The 16,777-nt window shown below is 64.9% G+C and carries 12 protein-coding genes and 1 pseudogene; 6 read left to right on the top strand and 7 right to left on the bottom strand.

The window, feature by feature from the left end:
• Positions 1–46: 46 nt before the first annotated feature.
• From LXM50_RS09715 to LXM50_RS09685, 7 genes and pseudogenes are all read right to left on the bottom strand, one after another.
• Positions 47–1,021 (bottom strand): alpha/beta hydrolase, encoded by a 975-nt coding sequence (locus LXM50_RS09715; RefSeq protein ID WP_233311122.1) that lies wholly within the window; start codon positions 1,019–1,021, stop codon positions 47–49.
• Between the two features lie 515 nt (positions 1,022–1,536).
• Positions 1,537–1,782 (bottom strand): annotated as a pseudogene (locus LXM50_RS09710) (integrase core domain-containing protein); the annotation flags it as partial.
• 590 nt (positions 1,783–2,372) lie between these two features.
• A complete protein-coding gene (locus tag LXM50_RS09705; RefSeq protein WP_233311121.1) occupies positions 2,373–4,511 on the bottom strand; it encodes an alpha-galactosidase in 2,139 nt (712 codons plus the stop codon).
• Positions 4,512–5,069: 558 nt separating this feature from the next.
• Positions 5,070–6,500 carry a sulfatase gene (locus LXM50_RS09700; protein ID WP_233311120.1) on the bottom strand — a complete coding sequence of 477 codons (1,431 nt, stop codon included), beginning with the start codon at positions 6,498–6,500 and terminating at the stop codon, positions 5,070–5,072.
• Positions 6,497–7,354 (bottom strand): carbohydrate ABC transporter permease, encoded by an 858-nt coding sequence (locus LXM50_RS09695; protein ID WP_233311119.1) that lies wholly within the window; start codon positions 7,352–7,354, stop codon positions 6,497–6,499. Before LXM50_RS09695 ends, LXM50_RS09700 begins: the two co-directional genes overlap by 4 nt.
• Positions 7,351–8,178, bottom strand: a complete 828-nt coding sequence (locus tag LXM50_RS09690) for a carbohydrate ABC transporter permease (protein ID WP_233311118.1) — start codon at positions 8,176–8,178, stop codon at positions 7,351–7,353. Before LXM50_RS09690 ends, LXM50_RS09695 begins: the two co-directional genes overlap by 4 nt.
• A 91-nt stretch (positions 8,179–8,269) precedes the next feature.
• Positions 8,270–9,583: an extracellular solute-binding protein gene (locus LXM50_RS09685; RefSeq protein ID WP_233311117.1), complete on the bottom strand. Its 1,314-nt coding sequence runs from the start codon at positions 9,581–9,583 to the stop codon at positions 8,270–8,272.
• A gap of 129 nt (positions 9,584–9,712) precedes the next feature.
• Here LXM50_RS09685 and LXM50_RS09680 point away from each other — a divergent pair, with 129 nt between their 5' ends.
• The 6 genes from LXM50_RS09680 to LXM50_RS09655 all read left to right on the top strand — a co-directional run bounded on the left by LXM50_RS09680 (position 9,713) and on the right by LXM50_RS09655 (position 16,710).
• On the top strand, positions 9,713–10,927 hold the full coding sequence (locus LXM50_RS09680) for an ROK family transcriptional regulator (RefSeq protein WP_233311116.1): 1,215 nt from the start codon (positions 9,713–9,715) through the stop codon (positions 10,925–10,927).
• Between the two features lie 377 nt (positions 10,928–11,304).
• Positions 11,305–12,402 carry a substrate-binding domain-containing protein gene (locus LXM50_RS09675; protein WP_233311115.1) on the top strand — a complete coding sequence of 366 codons (1,098 nt, stop codon included), beginning with the start codon at positions 11,305–11,307 and terminating at the stop codon, positions 12,400–12,402.
• 92 nt (positions 12,403–12,494) lie between these two features.
• Positions 12,495–13,793, top strand: coding sequence for a sugar ABC transporter substrate-binding protein (locus tag LXM50_RS09670; RefSeq protein WP_233311114.1), 1,299 nt, complete (start codon positions 12,495–12,497; stop codon positions 13,791–13,793).
• A 78-nt stretch (positions 13,794–13,871) separates the two neighbouring features.
• Entirely contained in the window at positions 13,872–14,837 is a 966-nt protein-coding gene (locus LXM50_RS09665) for a carbohydrate ABC transporter permease (RefSeq protein WP_233311113.1), read from the top strand.
• Positions 14,834–15,706: a carbohydrate ABC transporter permease gene (locus LXM50_RS09660; protein WP_233311112.1), complete on the top strand. Its 873-nt coding sequence runs from the start codon at positions 14,834–14,836 to the stop codon at positions 15,704–15,706. Before LXM50_RS09665 ends, LXM50_RS09660 begins: the two co-directional genes overlap by 4 nt.
• Positions 15,703–16,710, top strand: a complete 1,008-nt coding sequence (locus LXM50_RS09655; RefSeq protein ID WP_233311111.1) for a hydroxyacid dehydrogenase — start codon at positions 15,703–15,705, stop codon at positions 16,708–16,710. Before LXM50_RS09660 ends, LXM50_RS09655 begins: the two co-directional genes overlap by 4 nt.
• Positions 16,711–16,777: the final 67 nt, after the last annotated feature.

Raw genomic sequence — 16,777 nt, 5'->3', positions numbered from 1 at the left:
CATCGCTGTGAGCCCATTGTACAAGGCGAGAGACGTTGCCGACAGGTCAGCCGAGAATGCGACGTACCCAGTTGTCGCGCGCGGTCACCATCTCGCGTGAGAGCGCGGCTTGAGGGACGAGGCCCTCGAAGGCGTGAAATCCACCCGGCCATACGTGCAGCTCGGCTTGGCCGCCAGAGGCCCAGATCGCAGCGGCATACGCGATGTCCTCGTCGCGGAACACTTCAGCGCTGCCGCAATCGATGAATGCAGGCGGAAGGCCGCTGAGATCGGTCGCTCGAGACGGCGCAGCGTAGATGGATACGTCGTCGGTGCCGCGCCGATCTCCGAGCAATGCCGTCCAGCCGGTGACGTTACTACCACGGTCCCACACGCCGACGCCGTCGATCTGGATCGTCGACACGGTTTGATCGCGGTCGTCGAGCATCGGATACATGAGGAGCTGTCCGGCGAGCTTCGGCCCCCGGCGATCGCGCGCGAGCAGCGCCGTTCCCGCCGCAAGCCCGCCACCAGCGCTGCCCCCGGCGATCAGGAGGCGGTCGAGATCGATTCCGAGCTCCTGTGCATGAGCCGCGGTCCAGACCAGCCCGGCATAGCAATCCTCGACAGGCACGGGATCGACATACTCGGGCGCGAGTCGGTACTCAACGGTCACGGCCACCGCGTTGTAGCGCAAGATCCAATCGGTGAGAGCCATGACGCCGGTCCAGCGATCGCCGATGATCATGCCGCCGCCGTGCGTGAAGTAGAAGCCCGGCCCCGTACCGGTGCGATCCTTGATCTGCACCACGCTCACGATGATCTCATCGCCCCCATAACCGGGGATCGTGATGTCACGAGTCTCGAGTCCTGCTTGTTCGATCGCCTCGGCGGCCGTCGGCAGGCCTGGGATAACGGCGTTGCGCAGTGCGGGGATCATGTCGAGGGTGATGGTCGTCGGGTAGACCCCGGTAAGCGCATCGAGCGCAGCCCCGAGCTCGGGATCGAAGGGTGGCCGGCACAGCTGGGTGGTCTCCGTCATGAGGAACTCCTTCGTTCTTCGCCGCTCCATCGCGGATACTTTCACGATGGCCTGCCGATTCGCACAGGACACCCGCCGTGCGGCTGTGATCGGCGATGACGTCTCCGCCATCCGGCGGGTCAGCGTCGCCGGTGGCTGTTCTGGCTGATCAGGGGGATCCGGCGCGGCGGCCAGCTGCAGCAATGCCGGTACTCGCCATCCCACAGCGGTCGCCTCGCCGGGCGTGAGGGAGATGAGGCCCCGCGTCGAGTTCAAGGCGTCGGGTGGACACGTCATGGGCTCGACGGCGATCGCGTGTCGCGGGACGTCGGTCGATGCGTCTGCCGTGTAGATCTGGACCCACTCGCTACGCCGATCCCATTCGAGCTCCGCGCCGTTCCCATCCGCGCCTGTTACGCGCACGCGCACTTTAGTGTGTCGTTGAGCGGTGGGTCCAGGCGATGACGGCGTTGAGGACTGCTGCTGATCGATAGACGGTCGCGAGTTTGTCGTAGGCAGCGGATGCCGCCTCTGGTCATGATGGCTTCGAACTCGACGGGCGTCCACTTGCCGAGGACGCGTTGCCGGCGACGCCGGTGGTTGGTCCGTTCGATCCACGTCACGATCGCGAGGCGGAGGTCGTCGCGGGGGGCCCAGCGTCGGCTGTTGAACACGCTATTCTGCAGTAGCGCGAAGAACGATTCCATCGCGGCGTTATCGCCGGCAGCACCGACTCCGCCCATGGATCCGACGAGCGCGTTCCGGTCGAGTTCGGCTTGGAAGTCCCACGGCGGCACGCACGACTCGGGGATACCGAAGTCCGTGGCGATCTGCGCGAACGACGACTCCGACTTCAGCGCAATCGCGACGACATCGTCTCGGAACTCCTTCGGAAACGCCTAAGGCATGAGGACATCCTTCCAGCAGTGACGAATCACCACAGATCAGGAGTCACCCAAACCTTTAGCAGTCCCGACCACTCGCCGACGGATGAACTTGGTACGGGCAGAACAAGATGACCGCGCTGATCCGGCGCACTGCCATCTGCGACGCGTCCCGTGGCGCGGTCGGTCGGGCCGTGCGGGTGCTCGGCGTTCTCCCGTTTGAGGCGTTGATCTCGGCGAGTTCGTCACTGGTCACGCCAGGGTGGGCACCCGAGTCGATCTCGAACGACGACGCCACCTACGCAACGTCTTCGGCCAGACACGCTGCCTGGTGCCGACATGACGGATCGCTGCGTACTCGGTCCCGTGCTCAGGAATCGCCTCCTCGAGCACCCGCAATGCACGCTGGCGGAACTGCCAGGGGCATGATTCACCCTCCCAAAAGAAGCGAACCAAGCTCGGGGCGATTCAATCCGTGCAGCAGACCTTTACATTGCTTCAGCGATGAGGAGGATCAACTGCTCTGGCCGCAGATCCGGTCGCTCCACTCCGACATTCTCTATTGCGGGGCCCGGAAGGACGATTCCGTGCCATCCAGTGTCACTCACCTCCCCGAACCATGATGGAGGTGTGAATCGTTCGGGTGCCCGGCCGATACGCAACGGACATATGCGATAATCCCGATTCGGATCGAGCCCACGCAAACGCAGCCGGGGCCCGGGCTTGGATTCGACGCTCATCGTGTCGACGATTGCGAAGATTCCGCGTGACGCATCGTTGTTGATCACGCCGTAAACGTATTGCCCTTCCTGGACATGATCCATGCGCACGACATTGCCGCCGAGAAGAAGCTCTCGTTCCGCTTTGAAGAATCGGATCCATTCGCTAAGGTCCGTCAACTCGGATTCTGTCGCCTGAGTTAAGTCCCACTCGACTCCGAGATGGCCGAAAATCGCGGTGCCCGCGCGAAAGCTCAGATCGTGCGTTCTCGAAGTCGTATGCGATCGCGCTGCCGCGATGTGGGAACCCAAGTACTCAGGTGGCACGAGCTGTCCCGCCCAACGCAGCATGTGCTGCCTGTCGACCGGATCGCTGTTGTCCGAGACCCATACGCGGTCTGTGTGCTCCAACACCCCAAGATCGACGCGGCCACCGCCTGAGGCACATGTTTCGATCTCGAGGGCCGGATATTTCGCCCTCAGTTCATCAAGTAGGCGATAGAAGGCCAGAGTCTGCCCATGAACTGCAGGAGAACCGAGCTTCAGTTGCGAACCAGCCTCAAGGAGTTCGCGATTGTGGTCCCATTTGAGGTACGAGATGTCGTACTCGTCGAGCAAGTCGAAGAGTTGGCCGCGTACGTGCTCGTATGCGCCTTCTATTGTCAGATCGAGAACCTGTTGCCATCTGGCGGCTGAGGGCCACTCGGTGCGCGCCGACATGACCCACTCGGGATGTTCACGAGCCAGATCTGAATCGGGATTGACCATCTCGGGCTCAACCCAGAGGCCGAACTCCATTCCGAGCGCTTTCACCTGATCCACCAGAGGGTGCAACCCTTCTGGCCAGACCTCTGTTGAGACCGTCCAATCTCCGAGCCCGGCCTGAGCATCTCTCCGTCCGCCGAACCACCCATCATCAAGCACGAACCGCTCGACACCTACGAGAGCTGCCTTTTCCGCGAGGGAAAACAGAGTTTCTCGATTATGATCGAAATAGACGGCTTCCCATGTGTTCAACGTCACCGGTCGATTGCTATTGACCCGGCGTTCGCGAGACCGTTGATGCTTGTGAAAGCGCTGCGCGACTCCGTCAAGTCCCAGTCCGTATGATGCATAGACCCATGGACTGGCATATTCTTCGTTTTTGCCAAGCCTGATTTCACCGGGGAGGAGGAGTTCGCCGCCGCCCAGGACCGCCGCACCCCATGACATCTTCTCGGCGTAGATGCGTTGGTTTCCGCTCCAGGCGACATGAACGGCAAATACATCTCCTCGGCCAAACCCAAAATCTGGAGTTCCCGCGTGAAGAAGGAATGCCGAGTCGTGGCCCGGCCGACCGCCGCGTGCATCTCTCGAATGTGTGCCGATGGAGAACGGAGCTCGTTGCGGGCTCCGCTCGCGCCCCCAGCGGCCAGTGAAGTCCATGAGTTCTAGAGCTTCGACCGGGACGGGGAAAGTGACAAACAATCCGTCAAGGCTGTACGGTTCCTCATCCAGATTGCCCACGGTAGACCTGGCTCGTATCAGCCCGGAGTCGAGAAGTTCGACCTCCACCCGGAGCGATAACCCGATTTCAACATCGGCACCTTCGAACACGATCGTGCCAGCTCCGGCCTCGACATAGCCGGACGTGGGCTCGCCGTTGTAGAAGGCGGAGATACATTCGAACTTCGGACTCCACGCGCGGCCATCACGCGAGCCAGTCAACCCCGGCTGTCCCGTCCAACCGAAATGGTGCTCGGGCACAATGGCGACCCGTGCTCTCGGCTCGTCGCCTGATGGTGAAGGCGTGAAGGGATCCGCCAGGACGAGTACGCGCGCGGCTTTCTCGGAGAGAGATCCTAAGGATTTGCCCCAGTACACAATGCTCGGGCCGCCATCGGGCGCAATCCGGACGAGCAATCCCACGCCCGCAGATTCTAGATGAAACAAGGAGTCCAAGGTGATGCCGTTTCTTAGTCTGGGCGCGCGGCCGAATGTTGAGAGTCAATCGTCGTACATGATGGAGGACACGCTGAACTTCGCCAGTCGCGATCGTTGGTCGCCTCAGCGCTTACGCCTCGTTGACAGCTGAGTCGTGAGATGAGAGGCATGGAGGTATCCTGATAGCTTCTATCTCGAGAGGCCGTATGGATCTTCCTAAAGCCCGAGACGGGAACGTGGAATGTGTCGGCATTTGCCCTTTGACGTGACGCGAACGAGTCATGGAAAGTTGTCCCAGGGTGGCTCGGGCTCCCGCTGGCGACGATGCGTCGTAGATTATTGATTTCGTCGGGATCGGTAAGTACGTCGTATGACTCACCCGAACCGATGGACCCGACAGCCAAGTTATATCGGCCATCCGTGGTCATACGGCCTTGACCGCTTTCTGCAAGGAACCCCAGTCATAGCCTCCGGAGGTACCTGTCCGCAATGGATCAGCAAAGCTTATGAACAACCCCCTCTGTCTCGTGGTGCCGTGGCCCATCATGTGGGAATGCCGTTCCAAGGCGGCTTCTCGAAACCTCGCCGATGCATCTCCGGCGCCCACATCGGATTCGTCCGCGGCACCAGCGCCTGCACGTCGACGGACCATGCGTCCAGCAGCCCAGCGAGGTGGATGCGGATCTCCGCGTGCTCGTCGGCCAGATCTATCGACTCACCGATGTCGTTCTCAAGGTCATAGAGCGCCTCGTGGCCGTCCTCGAACCAGCGGATCAGCTTCCACCGCCCCTCGCGCACCGCCGCCCCCGGAGTACCACCTTGGTTGGAGTAGTGCGGGTAGTGCCAGAAGATCGGTCCGCGATCGGGTGCCGACTGCTCGACGAGAGCCAGGATGTCGACGCCGTCGACGTGCTGGCGCGAATCGCCGTCGACTTGCGCCGCGGCGAGCAGCGTGGGGTAGAGGTCAGGTGTGGTGGTGAGCAGGTCGGTGTCGCCAGGTCGCAGCTTGCGCGGCCAGGAGATTGCCAGCGGCACGCGTACGCCACCGTCCTCCATCCAACCTTTGCCCTCGGCCAATGGCGCGTTGCAGGTCGGTGACCCTTCGGCCGTGGCCAAGCCGCCATTGTCGCTGGTGAAGACAATCAGCGTGTTGTCGAGTCGACCTGTGCGGCGCAGGGCCTCCATTACTCGGCCGACACTTGCGTCGAGGCTGGCTACCATCGCGGCGTATGTCGGATCCGACTGCATTGTGCGGCGCCGTACCCGCACACCGCGTACGTGCCATGCGGGAAATGCTTCCCCCTCCTCGATAGCTTCAGTGTCGATTCCGAGTCGTTGGGCCTTCTGCCGGAAGTGTGCCACGAGGTGTTCGGGAGCCTGGATTGGCGTGTGCACCCCGTAGTGCCACAGGTTGAGAAAGAATGGCGCGTCGCCGTCGTATTCGGTGATCAGTGCCACCGCCTCATCGGTCAACCGGTCGGTCAGGTACTCGCCGTCCGGGCCGTCGGCTAATGGGGGCAGGGAGTAAGGACTGAAGTAGGTGGAGGGGGAACCCTGCGCCCCCCCACCAATGATGACCTCGAATCCATGCGCCTCAGGGCCGCATTGTCCGTCGCCTAGGTGCCACTTGCCCACATGCCAAGTGCGGTAGCCGCCGTCGCGCAGAGCGGCAGCCAGCGAATATTCGTTGATCGGCAAACCGTGGAAGTAGGGCACGTCAGACAGCGACCCCACGGTATGCCCGCCGATCCAATTGGTGATACCCACTCGCGCCGGGTACTTGCCGCTCATCAGAGCTGCCCGGCTCGGCGAACACACGGGGGCGGCTGCGTACGCCTGCGAGAAGCGCAGTCCACGCGTCGCCAGGGCATCGATGTGTGGGGTCTCGTAGAAGGTCGAACCCGAGTAAGACACATCCACCCAGCCGAGATCGTCGACAAGTATGAGCACGATGTTCGGGCGGTGTCCGTTCACTTGACGGCCCCTGACAGAACATCGGACCTGAAGTATCGCTGTATGTAAAGGAACAGAGCGACTACGGGCACGCTAATGAGGAGTACCACCGCCATGAGTAGGTTCCACTGGGTGGAGTTCTCCTGAAAGAACCCGGTTAGCCCTAGGGGCAGGGTCTCCCGCTCCGGGCTGCGAATCATGACCAGCGGCCAGATGAAGTCATTCCAAGCGCCCTGGAACGCGAACACCGCGACCACTGTGACCGCCGGCAGTACCAGCGGCGTGTATATCCGGATGAAGATCCTTAGCTCGCCCGCGCCGTCGACGCGCGCGGCGTCGCCGAGCTCGTCAGGAAGACCAAGGTAGAACTGACGCATTAGGAAGATCGCGAGGGCTGAGATCAAGTGGGGCACCATCAGACCCCCGAGCATGTCGAGCAGACCGGTGCCGCCAGCTCCGACGATGTCATTCCCGCCTAGCAGCGGGAAGTGGACCATCATGAGGAATAGCGGCACCAGCACAATCTCCGGGGGCACCACGATCAGTGCGACAAGGAGCAACAGGATCGTCTTGCCACCGGGAAGCGGCAGCTTCGCCAGCGCGTAGCCGGCTCCACAAGCCAGTACGACCTGCACGAGTGTGGCAGCGATCGAGACGATGAGGCTGTTGACAGCGAAAGTGCCGAATTGTGCGCTGCCGAGCGCGGTGGCGAAGTTGTCGAAGGCCAGTCGGCTGGGCAGCCGGCCGATCGGCTCGCCGGTCGGAGTGACGGCGGTGAGCAGGATGTACGCCAACGGGACGACATACATCGCCGCAAGAACGATTCCCAGCGTGTGCAAGACGACCCGCGTGCTGGTGCGGTGCCTCGTGATCATGCTGATCTCCTCTGGATGAGACGGAGCACCCCTGCGATGACGACGACGGTGCCGAAGAGCAGGACGGCGATCGCGGAGGCCTTACCGACGTTGAGGCTGAGAAAGGCCTCGTTATACATGACGTAGACGACGGTGCGCGTGGCATTGACCGGGCCACCCTGGGTCATCACATAGGACTGCGTGAACATCTGCAACGAGCCGAGAAACCAGGTGATGGCGACGAACATCAGCGCCGGCGCAATGTTCGGCACCGTGACCGAGAAGAATCGGCGCACGGCACCGGCACCATCCACCGTGGCCGCCTCGAGCAACTCTCTAGGCACCGTCTGGAGCGCCGCCAGCACAATCACCATGAAGTAGCCGATGTTGCGCCACAGGCTGACCACAACGATCGCCGGCATTGCGAGACTCGAGCTGGTCAGCACCGCGAGCGAGTGACCGGTCAGCCCCGTGACGACCTGACTGAGCGGTCCGGAGACGGGGTCGAGCAGCAGGTTCCAGGCCAGAGCGACCACGACGTACGAGGCCGCCTGCGGCACGTAGACGATGGTGCGCATGGCCGCACCGCCGCGCAGGTTCTGGTTCAGGAGCAGCGCAACGAGGACCACCACGACCATACCGACCACGACCTGGCTGAACGCGAAGGTACCGGTGTTGCCCACGGCCGTCCAGAACACGGGATCGGCGAACAGCGACCGATAGTTCTCCAGTCCCACGAACTTCGGGACGGAGAAGATGTCGTATCGAGTGAAGCTCAGCACGACCGCTGCGAGCAGCGGGATGATTGAGACGATTGCGATCACCAGCAGCGCGGGCGAGGCCATCCCGATGGCGAAGCGCCGGCTCCGCGTGTCCATATGGCGACGACGGAGGGACCGCGTCCGCGGCAGAACCGGGAGGACGGTGCCTTGCTGATCAGACACCATTGAGCTCGTCGATCTGGCGATCGAGTTCGGTCAAGATCGACTTCGCGGTCCCCTGAAGCCGGACCGCCTGCTGAAGGGAGGTGTTGATCAACGGGGCGATCGCCAGCATGTTGGCGTTTGGCGGCTGTGGGACGACGTATCTCGCCGCGGCCGTCAGATTCGGACTGAGGCCCTTGAGGTACGGGGCGTCAGTCTCGTCCGAACGGGCCGGGAGCCCAGCGTACAGTTCGGCGAGCTTGACGGAGTTGTTCTCGTCGGTAATGAAGGAGAGTAGTTTCCAGGCCGCGTCGGGATTCTTACTGCGCGCCGAGATTCCAATCTTGTTAACGAAGGCGGTCGTGGCTCGATCACTGTGCGCGTCCATAGCCAGCGGGAGTCCGACGATGAGGTCCTCGACCACCTCGGGTTTGAACTGCTTGGCATTGCTGATCGCTCCCAGCCCCGAGAAGGTCATCGCTGCGTCGCCATTAACGACCGGCTGCGCGCCCGTACCGCTGTTCACCATGTCGCTGGAAGCCTGTCCCCGGCGATAGAAGCCCATCATGTACTCCAGCGCGGCAACTCCTTCGTCGGAGGCGAAAGTTGCCTTGCCCGACGAGTCGTAGTACGTACCACCAGCCTGGAACATCAGCTGCGCGTAGGTCTGTTGCAGGCCGACGCTCTTGTCGATTCCCCAGTCCACCGGGAAGGCGAGGGGGCCGCCATTCGCCTTCGACAACTTTGCGGCGGCCTCGGCCCACTCCTCCCAGGTTGCAGGCAGATTGTCGGTGTCGACGCCGGCGGCTTTGAGGAAACTCTTGCGGTAGATCGGCGTGCGGGTGTCGGTGTACAGCGGCAGCGCGTAGCTGTGTCCGTTGTAATAGCCGTCCTTGAGCATGGCCGGGATGAAGTTCGAACGGTGGCTGAGGTCTTTGAGTCGATCGTCCAGCGGTAGCAGGGCGTTCTTCGACGCTAGTGGCGCGGTCCAGATTCCACCGAGCATGACGATGTCGGAGAGCGTGCCACTCGCGGCCGCGGTGGTCACCTTCTGGAAACCCGACCCCCAGTCCGTGCTCTGTATTTCGAGTTTCACGCCTGAACTCTTAGCGAATGCGGGCGCCAGCGACTTCGTCAGATACGTCAGGGTCTCATGGCTCGGGCCGAGCATCAACATCGATAGTGATGTCGACGATCCGTTCGAGACCGTCGAGCCGGCCGCGCAGGAGGAGAGCGCGAGACCACTCGCCGTTGCTGCCATGCCCGCGAGAAACGTCCGCCGACTGAGGGTACCGACTTTGGTGCTTTCGTGCAGGATCTTCGACATGCCCACTCCTTCGTGTGCGGCTGTTGTGATTAGATACAAGCAGTACATAATCACCTAACCCGGTCCTCGTCAAGGTGTCCGTTCTCGTCGGGTGCTCGATACACTGGCCAAGATCATGAGAGGTCGTCGATGAGCGTTCACCGTCCCACCTCGGCGCAGGCCGACTTGGGTCAGCGCAACCGCGGACTTGCTCTCGCGCTTGTTGCGCAGGTCGGCCCGGTCACCCGGTCCACACTGGCGAACCTGATCGGCGTCACCCGCCCCGCCGTTAGCCGCATCATCAGTGAGCTGATCGGATCGGGGTGGCTTGTCGAGGCGGCGCCGCGCCCGGGAGTCGGCCCCGGCCGACCAAGCTCGAGCGTGCAGCTGGCGCCCGGACAGCGCCTGATCTTTGGTATCGACCTGCGTCTGGACGGGGTGCGGATCCAGACTCGGGATCTCGCCGGGTCGCTGCTGGGGGACTCCAGTCACGCTCTGATGATCGACGCGACCACCGAGGAAGCGCTCGACGTGATCGTCCGCCAGATTCGGGCCGAGCAGAGCCGCCTCGGGTTACCGACGCTCTGCATCGGCCTCGCGGTGGGGGCAGCCATCGACGAGACCAACCGAGTGATAATCGATTCGCAATACCGGCCGTGGAGGCAGTTCCCCATTGCCGACATGCTCGCACAGCGTCTTGGGATGGAGCCCTCGTTAGTGGTGATGCGCGACGTCGCCACTTCCGCTGCGCTAGCCAACTGGCAGCAGCTGGCAGGGGATCCAGGTATGAGCGATCTGGTGCACCTCCAGATGGGGTTCGGCTCCGGCGCAGGTGTTGTTCGGCGCCGCTCGGGCGTGCCCATGCTCGACACCCAGCCGAGAATGGCGCACATCCCACTGCGGGTCGACGGCGCGCGCTGCACTTGCGGAGCTCACGGATGCGTCGACGCGACGGCCGGGTTCTGGGCGCTGGTCGCTCGTGCGCGAGGCGCCGGGGTAGTGGCCCACGAGGGTCCCCAGATGATCGAGGACTACTGCGCTGAGATCGTAGCCCTGGCCGACTCGGGCGACCAGGTGGCAATCGACTCAATCGACGAGATGGCGTTCTGGTTCTCGCGAATCGCGTCGATGCTGATCAACATCCGGCGACCCAGCCGATTCACCTACGCAGGCTATCCGGCGCTGTTGGGCAGGCGCTTCCACGAACGGTTTGTCGCCGAACTCGTCCAGTCTGTACATGAGCTCGACCACATGCTGGTCACCACCGAGCTGGCTGACCGCGCCTCAGTGGTCGGGGCATACTGGCTGGCTGTGAACCAGCTGATCGAGGATTCCGTTTTCGATAAGTTGGCTGTCGCTGTCTGAATCCACGCTCCGAAGCTCCTCCGCACACTTGCTCATTTTTACGCACTGAATCGGCCTGGCTTTCGTTCCTATCGGGAGCCTTGTCCAGCGGGGCCGGTTGGGATGATTCCAGGTCGGCTAATACGCGTCCTCGACCTCGATTGGGGTGCGCACATCGAGTTCGCCGTGGAGGCGTGGGTTGTTCCACCACGACACCGATTCGAGAGTCGCGAGTTCGACCTACTCGACGGTGCACCAGGGGCCGCGCTGACGGAACAGTTCGGTCTTTCAGACGTTGTTGACCGCCTCGGCCAATCGGAACGCTCGTCGGGTTCGTGGACCGAGGGTGAGCGACAATTGTTGCATTCGTAAGTTCGCTGATGTTCGAAGGAGCAACCATGGTCGCGGCCGCACGGCACGATGCGATCCTGCGCGAGCTGGAGCTGCGCGGATCCCTCGGCAACACGGGCTTCGCGCGCCGGCTCGGCGTGACGTCGATGACCCTGCGCCGTGACGTGGAGGATCTGCACCGTCGTGGCCTGCTCGTCCGGGTTCATGGCGGCGCGGTCTCGCTCGCGGTCGCCCAGCAGCAGGCTGCGGATGCCGATGGATACGGCCCTCGGCGCCCACGTCCCGTCGCGACGATCGGCATGATCGTCCCCACGACCGAGTACTACTTCCCCGAGGTGATCCGCGGCGCCAGTCGCGCGGCGGCTGAGGCGAACTGCCGGCTGGTGGTGGGCGCGACGAACTACTCACCGGACGAGGAGCTGCGCCAGGCGCGCCGGATGCTGGAGAGCGGCGTTGATGGTCTGCTCATCACTCCGCACGGTGCGCTCGAGGCGGATTCGTCGCTGCTTCAGGTGCTGCGAGATGCGCGGGTTCCCATCGTCCTCGTCGAGCGCGATGCGGAGGATCGCGTGCAGGATCTTTTCGCGATGGTGCGCTCGGACCACGCCTACGGCGCGGAGCTCGGGATCCGGCACCTGGTGGCGCTGGGTCATCGCCGCATTGCTTTGGCCACCCGCCCGTCGGCCACCGCGTCGGGTCTCGACGAGGGGTTCCGGCGCGGGATGGTCGCGGTCGGCGAAGACGGCTTCGCGCTGCGCGGCGCACTCTCGGATCCGCCCGTCGGTGAACGCGTCGCCGCCGCCGGGCTCGGAGCGTTTCTCGACGAGTGCGTGGAGAAGCAGGTGACGGCCGTCATGCTGCTGGGCGACGCCGACTCGATGGCGTTCACCGAGCTCGTTCTCGCGCGCGGCCTGCGTATCCCCGAGGACATGGCCGTCATCGCCTATGACGACGAGGTGGCGTCCCTGGCCGCGGTGCCGCTGACCGCCGTCGCTCCGCTCAAGCGCGATCTCGGGCGGTCCGCGGTGCGTCTGTGCGTCGATCAACTGCGACGCGTCCGGGGAGACTCCGGGACGGTCGTGCGCAGCGTCCTCATGCCGGAGCTGGTGGTACGGGAGTCGACGATCGTGCGGGAGTTTGTTTGAAAATGTTCGTTTGAGCTCCGTTCTCTTGGATCGAGGGCGTGGTGCGGTCAGGATCGACCCCGCACCCGACCCGATTCGAAGGAGAACCGATCATGCATCTGCGCCGAACCGCCCTGTTCGCCGCCGCCGTCGTCGCTGCCACCACCCTGATCGCCGGATGTTCCTCCGGAGCAGCGGCACCCGCGCCGACCACGTCGCACCAGCCCGCCAAGGGGAACGTCACGTTCTGGTCGTCGCTCAGCGGTATGAAGGATGTGGCCGCGGCGTTCAACGCCAGCCAGAAGGACATCACCGTCACGTTCGAGGAGATCCCGAACGGAGCCAACGGCGGCTACACGAAGCTGTCCGCCGCGATCTCGTCGGGCACCGGACCCGACGTCGCGGGCGTCGAATACCAGGTGCTGCCGGGCTTCGTCGCCGCGGACCAGCTGAAGAGCCTCGACGGGCTCGTGCCCGAGAAGGTCCTCACCGCGTACGACCCCGAGGTGCGCGGACAGGTGTCCTTCGGCGGTGCCGACTACGCGCTGCCCTACGACGCGCCGCCGATGGTCATGTGGTACCGGAAGGACCTCCTCGCCGATGCCGGCGTGCAGGTGCCCAAGACCTGGGCGGACTTCGAGAAGGCGGCCCGCGCGCTCAAGGCGGTGCACCCCGGCTCCTACCTCGCGAGCTTCTTCACCAACGAGCCGCAGCTGGCCCCGCTCGCCTGGCAGGCCGGATCCGAGTGGTTCCACCCCGGCAAGAGCTCGTGGCACGTCGGCATCGACGACACCGCGTCCACGAAGGTCGCCGACTACTGGCAGCGCCTGATCGACGAGGGCCTCGTGAAGAAGCAGCTCGGTTTCAGCGACGAGTGGACGGCAGACCTGAACAGCGGCGCGGTGGCCGGCTGGGTCGGCGGCTCGTGGAGCGCGTCGGGTCTGAAGACGCGCACCGAGGGCGCGGGCCAGGCCGGCAAGTGGATCGCGGCGGTTCCGCCGACCTGGGACGGCAAGCCCAGCGCGTCGCTGAGCGGCGGCACGAGCTTCGCGATCACCAAGAACTCCAAGAACGCGGATGCGGCGGCGGTGTTCCTGCGATGGCTCACGACCTCCCCGGACGCGATCAAGGCGCGCGGCGCGGTCGGCACGGCGTACCTCGCCTACCCCGGTCTCAACGACGTCGCCAAGAGCGTCGCGCCCACCGCCTACTACGGCAACGACATCTACGCCGTGTTCGCCCAGGCGTCGAAGGGTCTGCGCCCGTGGGCCTGGGGGCCGAGCTACGACATCACCGGCACCGCGCTGAAGAACGCGGTGACCTCGAGCCCGACCCTCGGCGACGCCGTCGCGACGACGCAGAACGACACCGTCTCCGGGCTGACGAAGCTCGGCGTCGGCGTCGCGAAGTGACCGACCGCGAGCAGTGACCCGCGACGGCTGCCGGATCGGATCCGGTCCGGCAGCCGTCCGCCGACAGGAGAACACCCCATGGCCACGATGACCCCCACCCGGCCGGTCCGCCGTGTCGAGCCGATGACACCCGCCCCCGAGGCCCGCCCGCGCCGATCGATCTCCGGATCCGGCGGACGCGCTGCCGCCGTCTTCCTGATCCCGTTCTTCGCCCTGTTCGCGGTGAGCATGATCGCGCCGGTCGTCTACGCGCTGGTCATGAGCGTGTTCGCGCAGCGGCGCAGCGGGCTGGGCTTCGGCAAGCCCACGACCGAGTTCGTCGGACTCGGCAACTACGTCGACCTGTTCCAGGAGCGCACGTTCGTGGAGGGCTTCGGCCGCCTCGCCGTGTACTGCGTGATCTACGTGCCCGTGCTGCTGTGCGTGGCGCTGCTGCTCGCACTGCTGCTGGACGCGACGGTCGCCTACGCCCGCCGCACCTTCCAGCTGCTGCTGTTCCTGCCGCACGCGGTGCCGGGTGTCATCGCCGCCCTCATCTGGGCCTACCTGTACACGCCCGGGGTGAGCCCGATCGTGCGCGCTCTCGACTCGGGCGGCGTGGGGATCGACTTCCTCTCGGTGCACCTGGTCATCCCGTCGATGGTGAACATCGCGGTCTGGGAGTGGGCCGGCTACAACGTCATCATCCTGTTCACCGCGCTGCAGGCCGTGCCCCGCGAGGTGCTCGAGGCCGCGCGCATGGACGGCGCCGGCGAGATCCGCACGGCCCTGTCGATCAAGACCCCGCTGGTGTGGCCGGCGCTCGGCGTCGCTCTGCTGTTCACCGTGATCGGATCCCTGCAGCTGTTCACCGAGCCGAAGATCCTCGCTTCGGCCACGACGTCGGTGACGAGCACGTGGGTCCCGAACATGTGGGCCTACGACGCGGCCTTCACCCGCAACAACCTGCCCCAGGCCGCCGCCGCCTCGATCGTCCTGGCCGTGCTCGCCGGGGCGCTGTCCTGGATCGTCACCCGCTTCACGTCGAAGGAGCCCACTCGATGACTGCTCTCTTCCCCGCGCTTCCCCGGCGCGCCCGCGGACGCGCCGTCCCGGCGAAGGCCGCGGTCAACGGCCTGCTGGTGATCGGCGCCGCATACATGGTGCTGCCTCTGCTCTGGCTGATCTTCGCGTCGACGAAGGACGCGACGGGCCTGTACTCGGGCGAGGCCTTCGCCTGGGGCGGATCCTTCGTCGCCAACCTGGAGCGCCTGTTCGCGCAGGACGGCGGAATCTTCCTGCGCTGGCTCGGCAACAGCATCGCGTACGCCGGTATCGGAGCGGTCGTCGGAGGCTTCATCTCAGTGCTGGCCGGATACGCCTTCGACAAGTTCGAGTTCCGCGGGAAGCGCCCGCTGTATGCGACTGTGCTCGTCGGGGTGCTCATCCCGAACACCGCCACCGTGATCCCGCTCTACCTGCTGGCCGCATCGGCAGGCGCCACGAACACGATCTGGGCCGTCATCATCCCCGTGCTCTGCAACCCGTTCGGGGTCTATCTCGCGCGCGTGTTCAGCGACGGGTACCTGCCGGCCGAGATCCTCGAGGCAGCGCGCGTCGACGGCGCCGGCCCCTTCCGCGCCTTCCTGCAGGTCGGTTTCCCCATGCTCGTGCCCGGCTTCGTCACGATCGCGCTGTTCCAGTTCGTCGGCATCTGGAACAACTTCATGCTGCCGCTGATCATGCTGCAGAACCGCGACCTGTTCCCCTCCAGCGTCGGCATCGCGCTCTGGCAGAGTCAGGTTCAGCAGAACCCGGAGTTCTCCACGCTCGTGATCGCCGGATCGTTCGTCTCGGTGCTTCCCCTCGTGATCGCCTTCATCCTGCTGCAGCGCTTCTGGCGCGCCGGCCTGTCCGCCGGGAGTGTCAAGTGAGCCGCGGGCGGCCCCGCGTCGTGCTGGCGATGCCGGAGGTCGCCAGGGAACGGATGTTCCCAGCGGCGCGCCTGGCGGAGCTCGACGAAGTGGCCGAGGTCGTCGGCGAGCTGGGCGAGTTCTCCTCGGCCCGGGCGCGGCGGATTCTCGCCGACACCGAGGTGCTGGTGACGGGGTGGGGGTCGCCGTTCGTCGGTGCCGACATCCTCGACCTGGCGCCGCGGCTCCGTGCCGTACTGCACTCCGCGGGGAGCATCAGGGCTTATGTGGATCCGGCGATCCTTCACCGTGGCGTCGCGGTCAGCTCGATGGCCGCCGCGAACGCCGTTCCGGTCGCCGAGTACACGGTCGCGATGATCGTGCTTGCCGGGAAGCGGATCCTGCCGATGGCGGCCGACTACCGACGGGATCCGCGGGCGTTCGACATCGAAGCGGCATACCCGGACCTCGGAAACCACGGCAAGCAGGTCGGCATCGTCGGCGCGTCGAAGATCGGGCGCCTCGTCATCGCACTGCTGCGCGCCTACGACCTCGACGTCGTCGTGCACGATCCGTACCTGGACGAACTCGACGCAGAGGACCTCGGGGTGCGGACGGTGGGGCTGGACGAGCTGCTGGAGACGAGCGATGTCGTCTCCGTGCACGCGCCGTCGCTGCCGTCGACCCTGGGCCTCATCGACGCCCGCGGCATCGGACGGATGCGGCGTGGGGCGACGCTCATCAACACCGCCCGCGGCGAGATCGTCGATCAGGACGCGCTCACCGCCCGGATCCTCGCCGGCGACCTCTACGCCGTGCTCGACGTCACGACGCCGGAGGTCCTGCCCGCCGGCCACCCGCTGCTCGGATCCGACCGCGTGCTGATCACCCCGCACGCGGCCGGATCCCTCGGGTCCGAGCTCGGGCGCCTCGCCGCGTCGGTGTGCGAGGAGCTCCGTCAGCTGGCGCGCGACGAACCGCTCGCCCACGGCATCGAACCCGAGCGACTCGAGATCACCGCATGACGTCCTGACCTCCCTCCCGGCAGACCCACGCCGACCGCGCGGCGTGCACCGCGGACCCTGCTCAGAG

It is taken from the genome of Microbacterium sp. Au-Mic1 (genome assembly GCF_021341785.1).
Taxonomy (GTDB): Bacteria; Actinomycetota; Actinomycetes; order Actinomycetales; family Microbacteriaceae; genus Microbacterium.
This window is presented reverse-complemented; position numbering and strand designations above follow the sequence as displayed.

Bases quoted from the DNA above. Each gene is read 5' to 3' on its own strand.
- LXM50_RS09715 (WP_233311122.1), bottom strand. From the start codon at position 1,021: ATGACGGAGACCACCCAGCTGTGCCGGCCACCCTTCGATCCCGAGCTC.
- LXM50_RS09695 (WP_233311119.1), bottom strand. From the start codon at position 7,354: ATGATCACGAGGCACCGCACCAGCACGCGGGTCGTCTTGCACACGCTG.
- LXM50_RS09690 (WP_233311118.1), bottom strand. From the start codon at position 8,178: ATGGCCTCGCCCGCGCTGCTGGTGATCGCAATCGTCTCAATCATCCCG.
- LXM50_RS09685 (WP_233311117.1), bottom strand. From the start codon at position 9,583: ATGTCGAAGATCCTGCACGAAAGCACCAAAGTCGGTACCCTCAGTCGG.
- LXM50_RS09680 (WP_233311116.1), top strand. From the start codon at position 9,713: ATGAGCGTTCACCGTCCCACCTCGGCGCAGGCCGACTTGGGTCAGCGC.
- LXM50_RS09675 (WP_233311115.1), top strand. From the start codon at position 11,305: ATGGTCGCGGCCGCACGGCACGATGCGATCCTGCGCGAGCTGGAGCTG.
- LXM50_RS09670 (WP_233311114.1), top strand. From the start codon at position 12,495: ATGCATCTGCGCCGAACCGCCCTGTTCGCCGCCGCCGTCGTCGCTGCC.
- LXM50_RS09665 (WP_233311113.1), top strand. From the start codon at position 13,872: ATGGCCACGATGACCCCCACCCGGCCGGTCCGCCGTGTCGAGCCGATG.
- LXM50_RS09660 (WP_233311112.1), top strand. From the start codon at position 14,834: ATGACTGCTCTCTTCCCCGCGCTTCCCCGGCGCGCCCGCGGACGCGCC.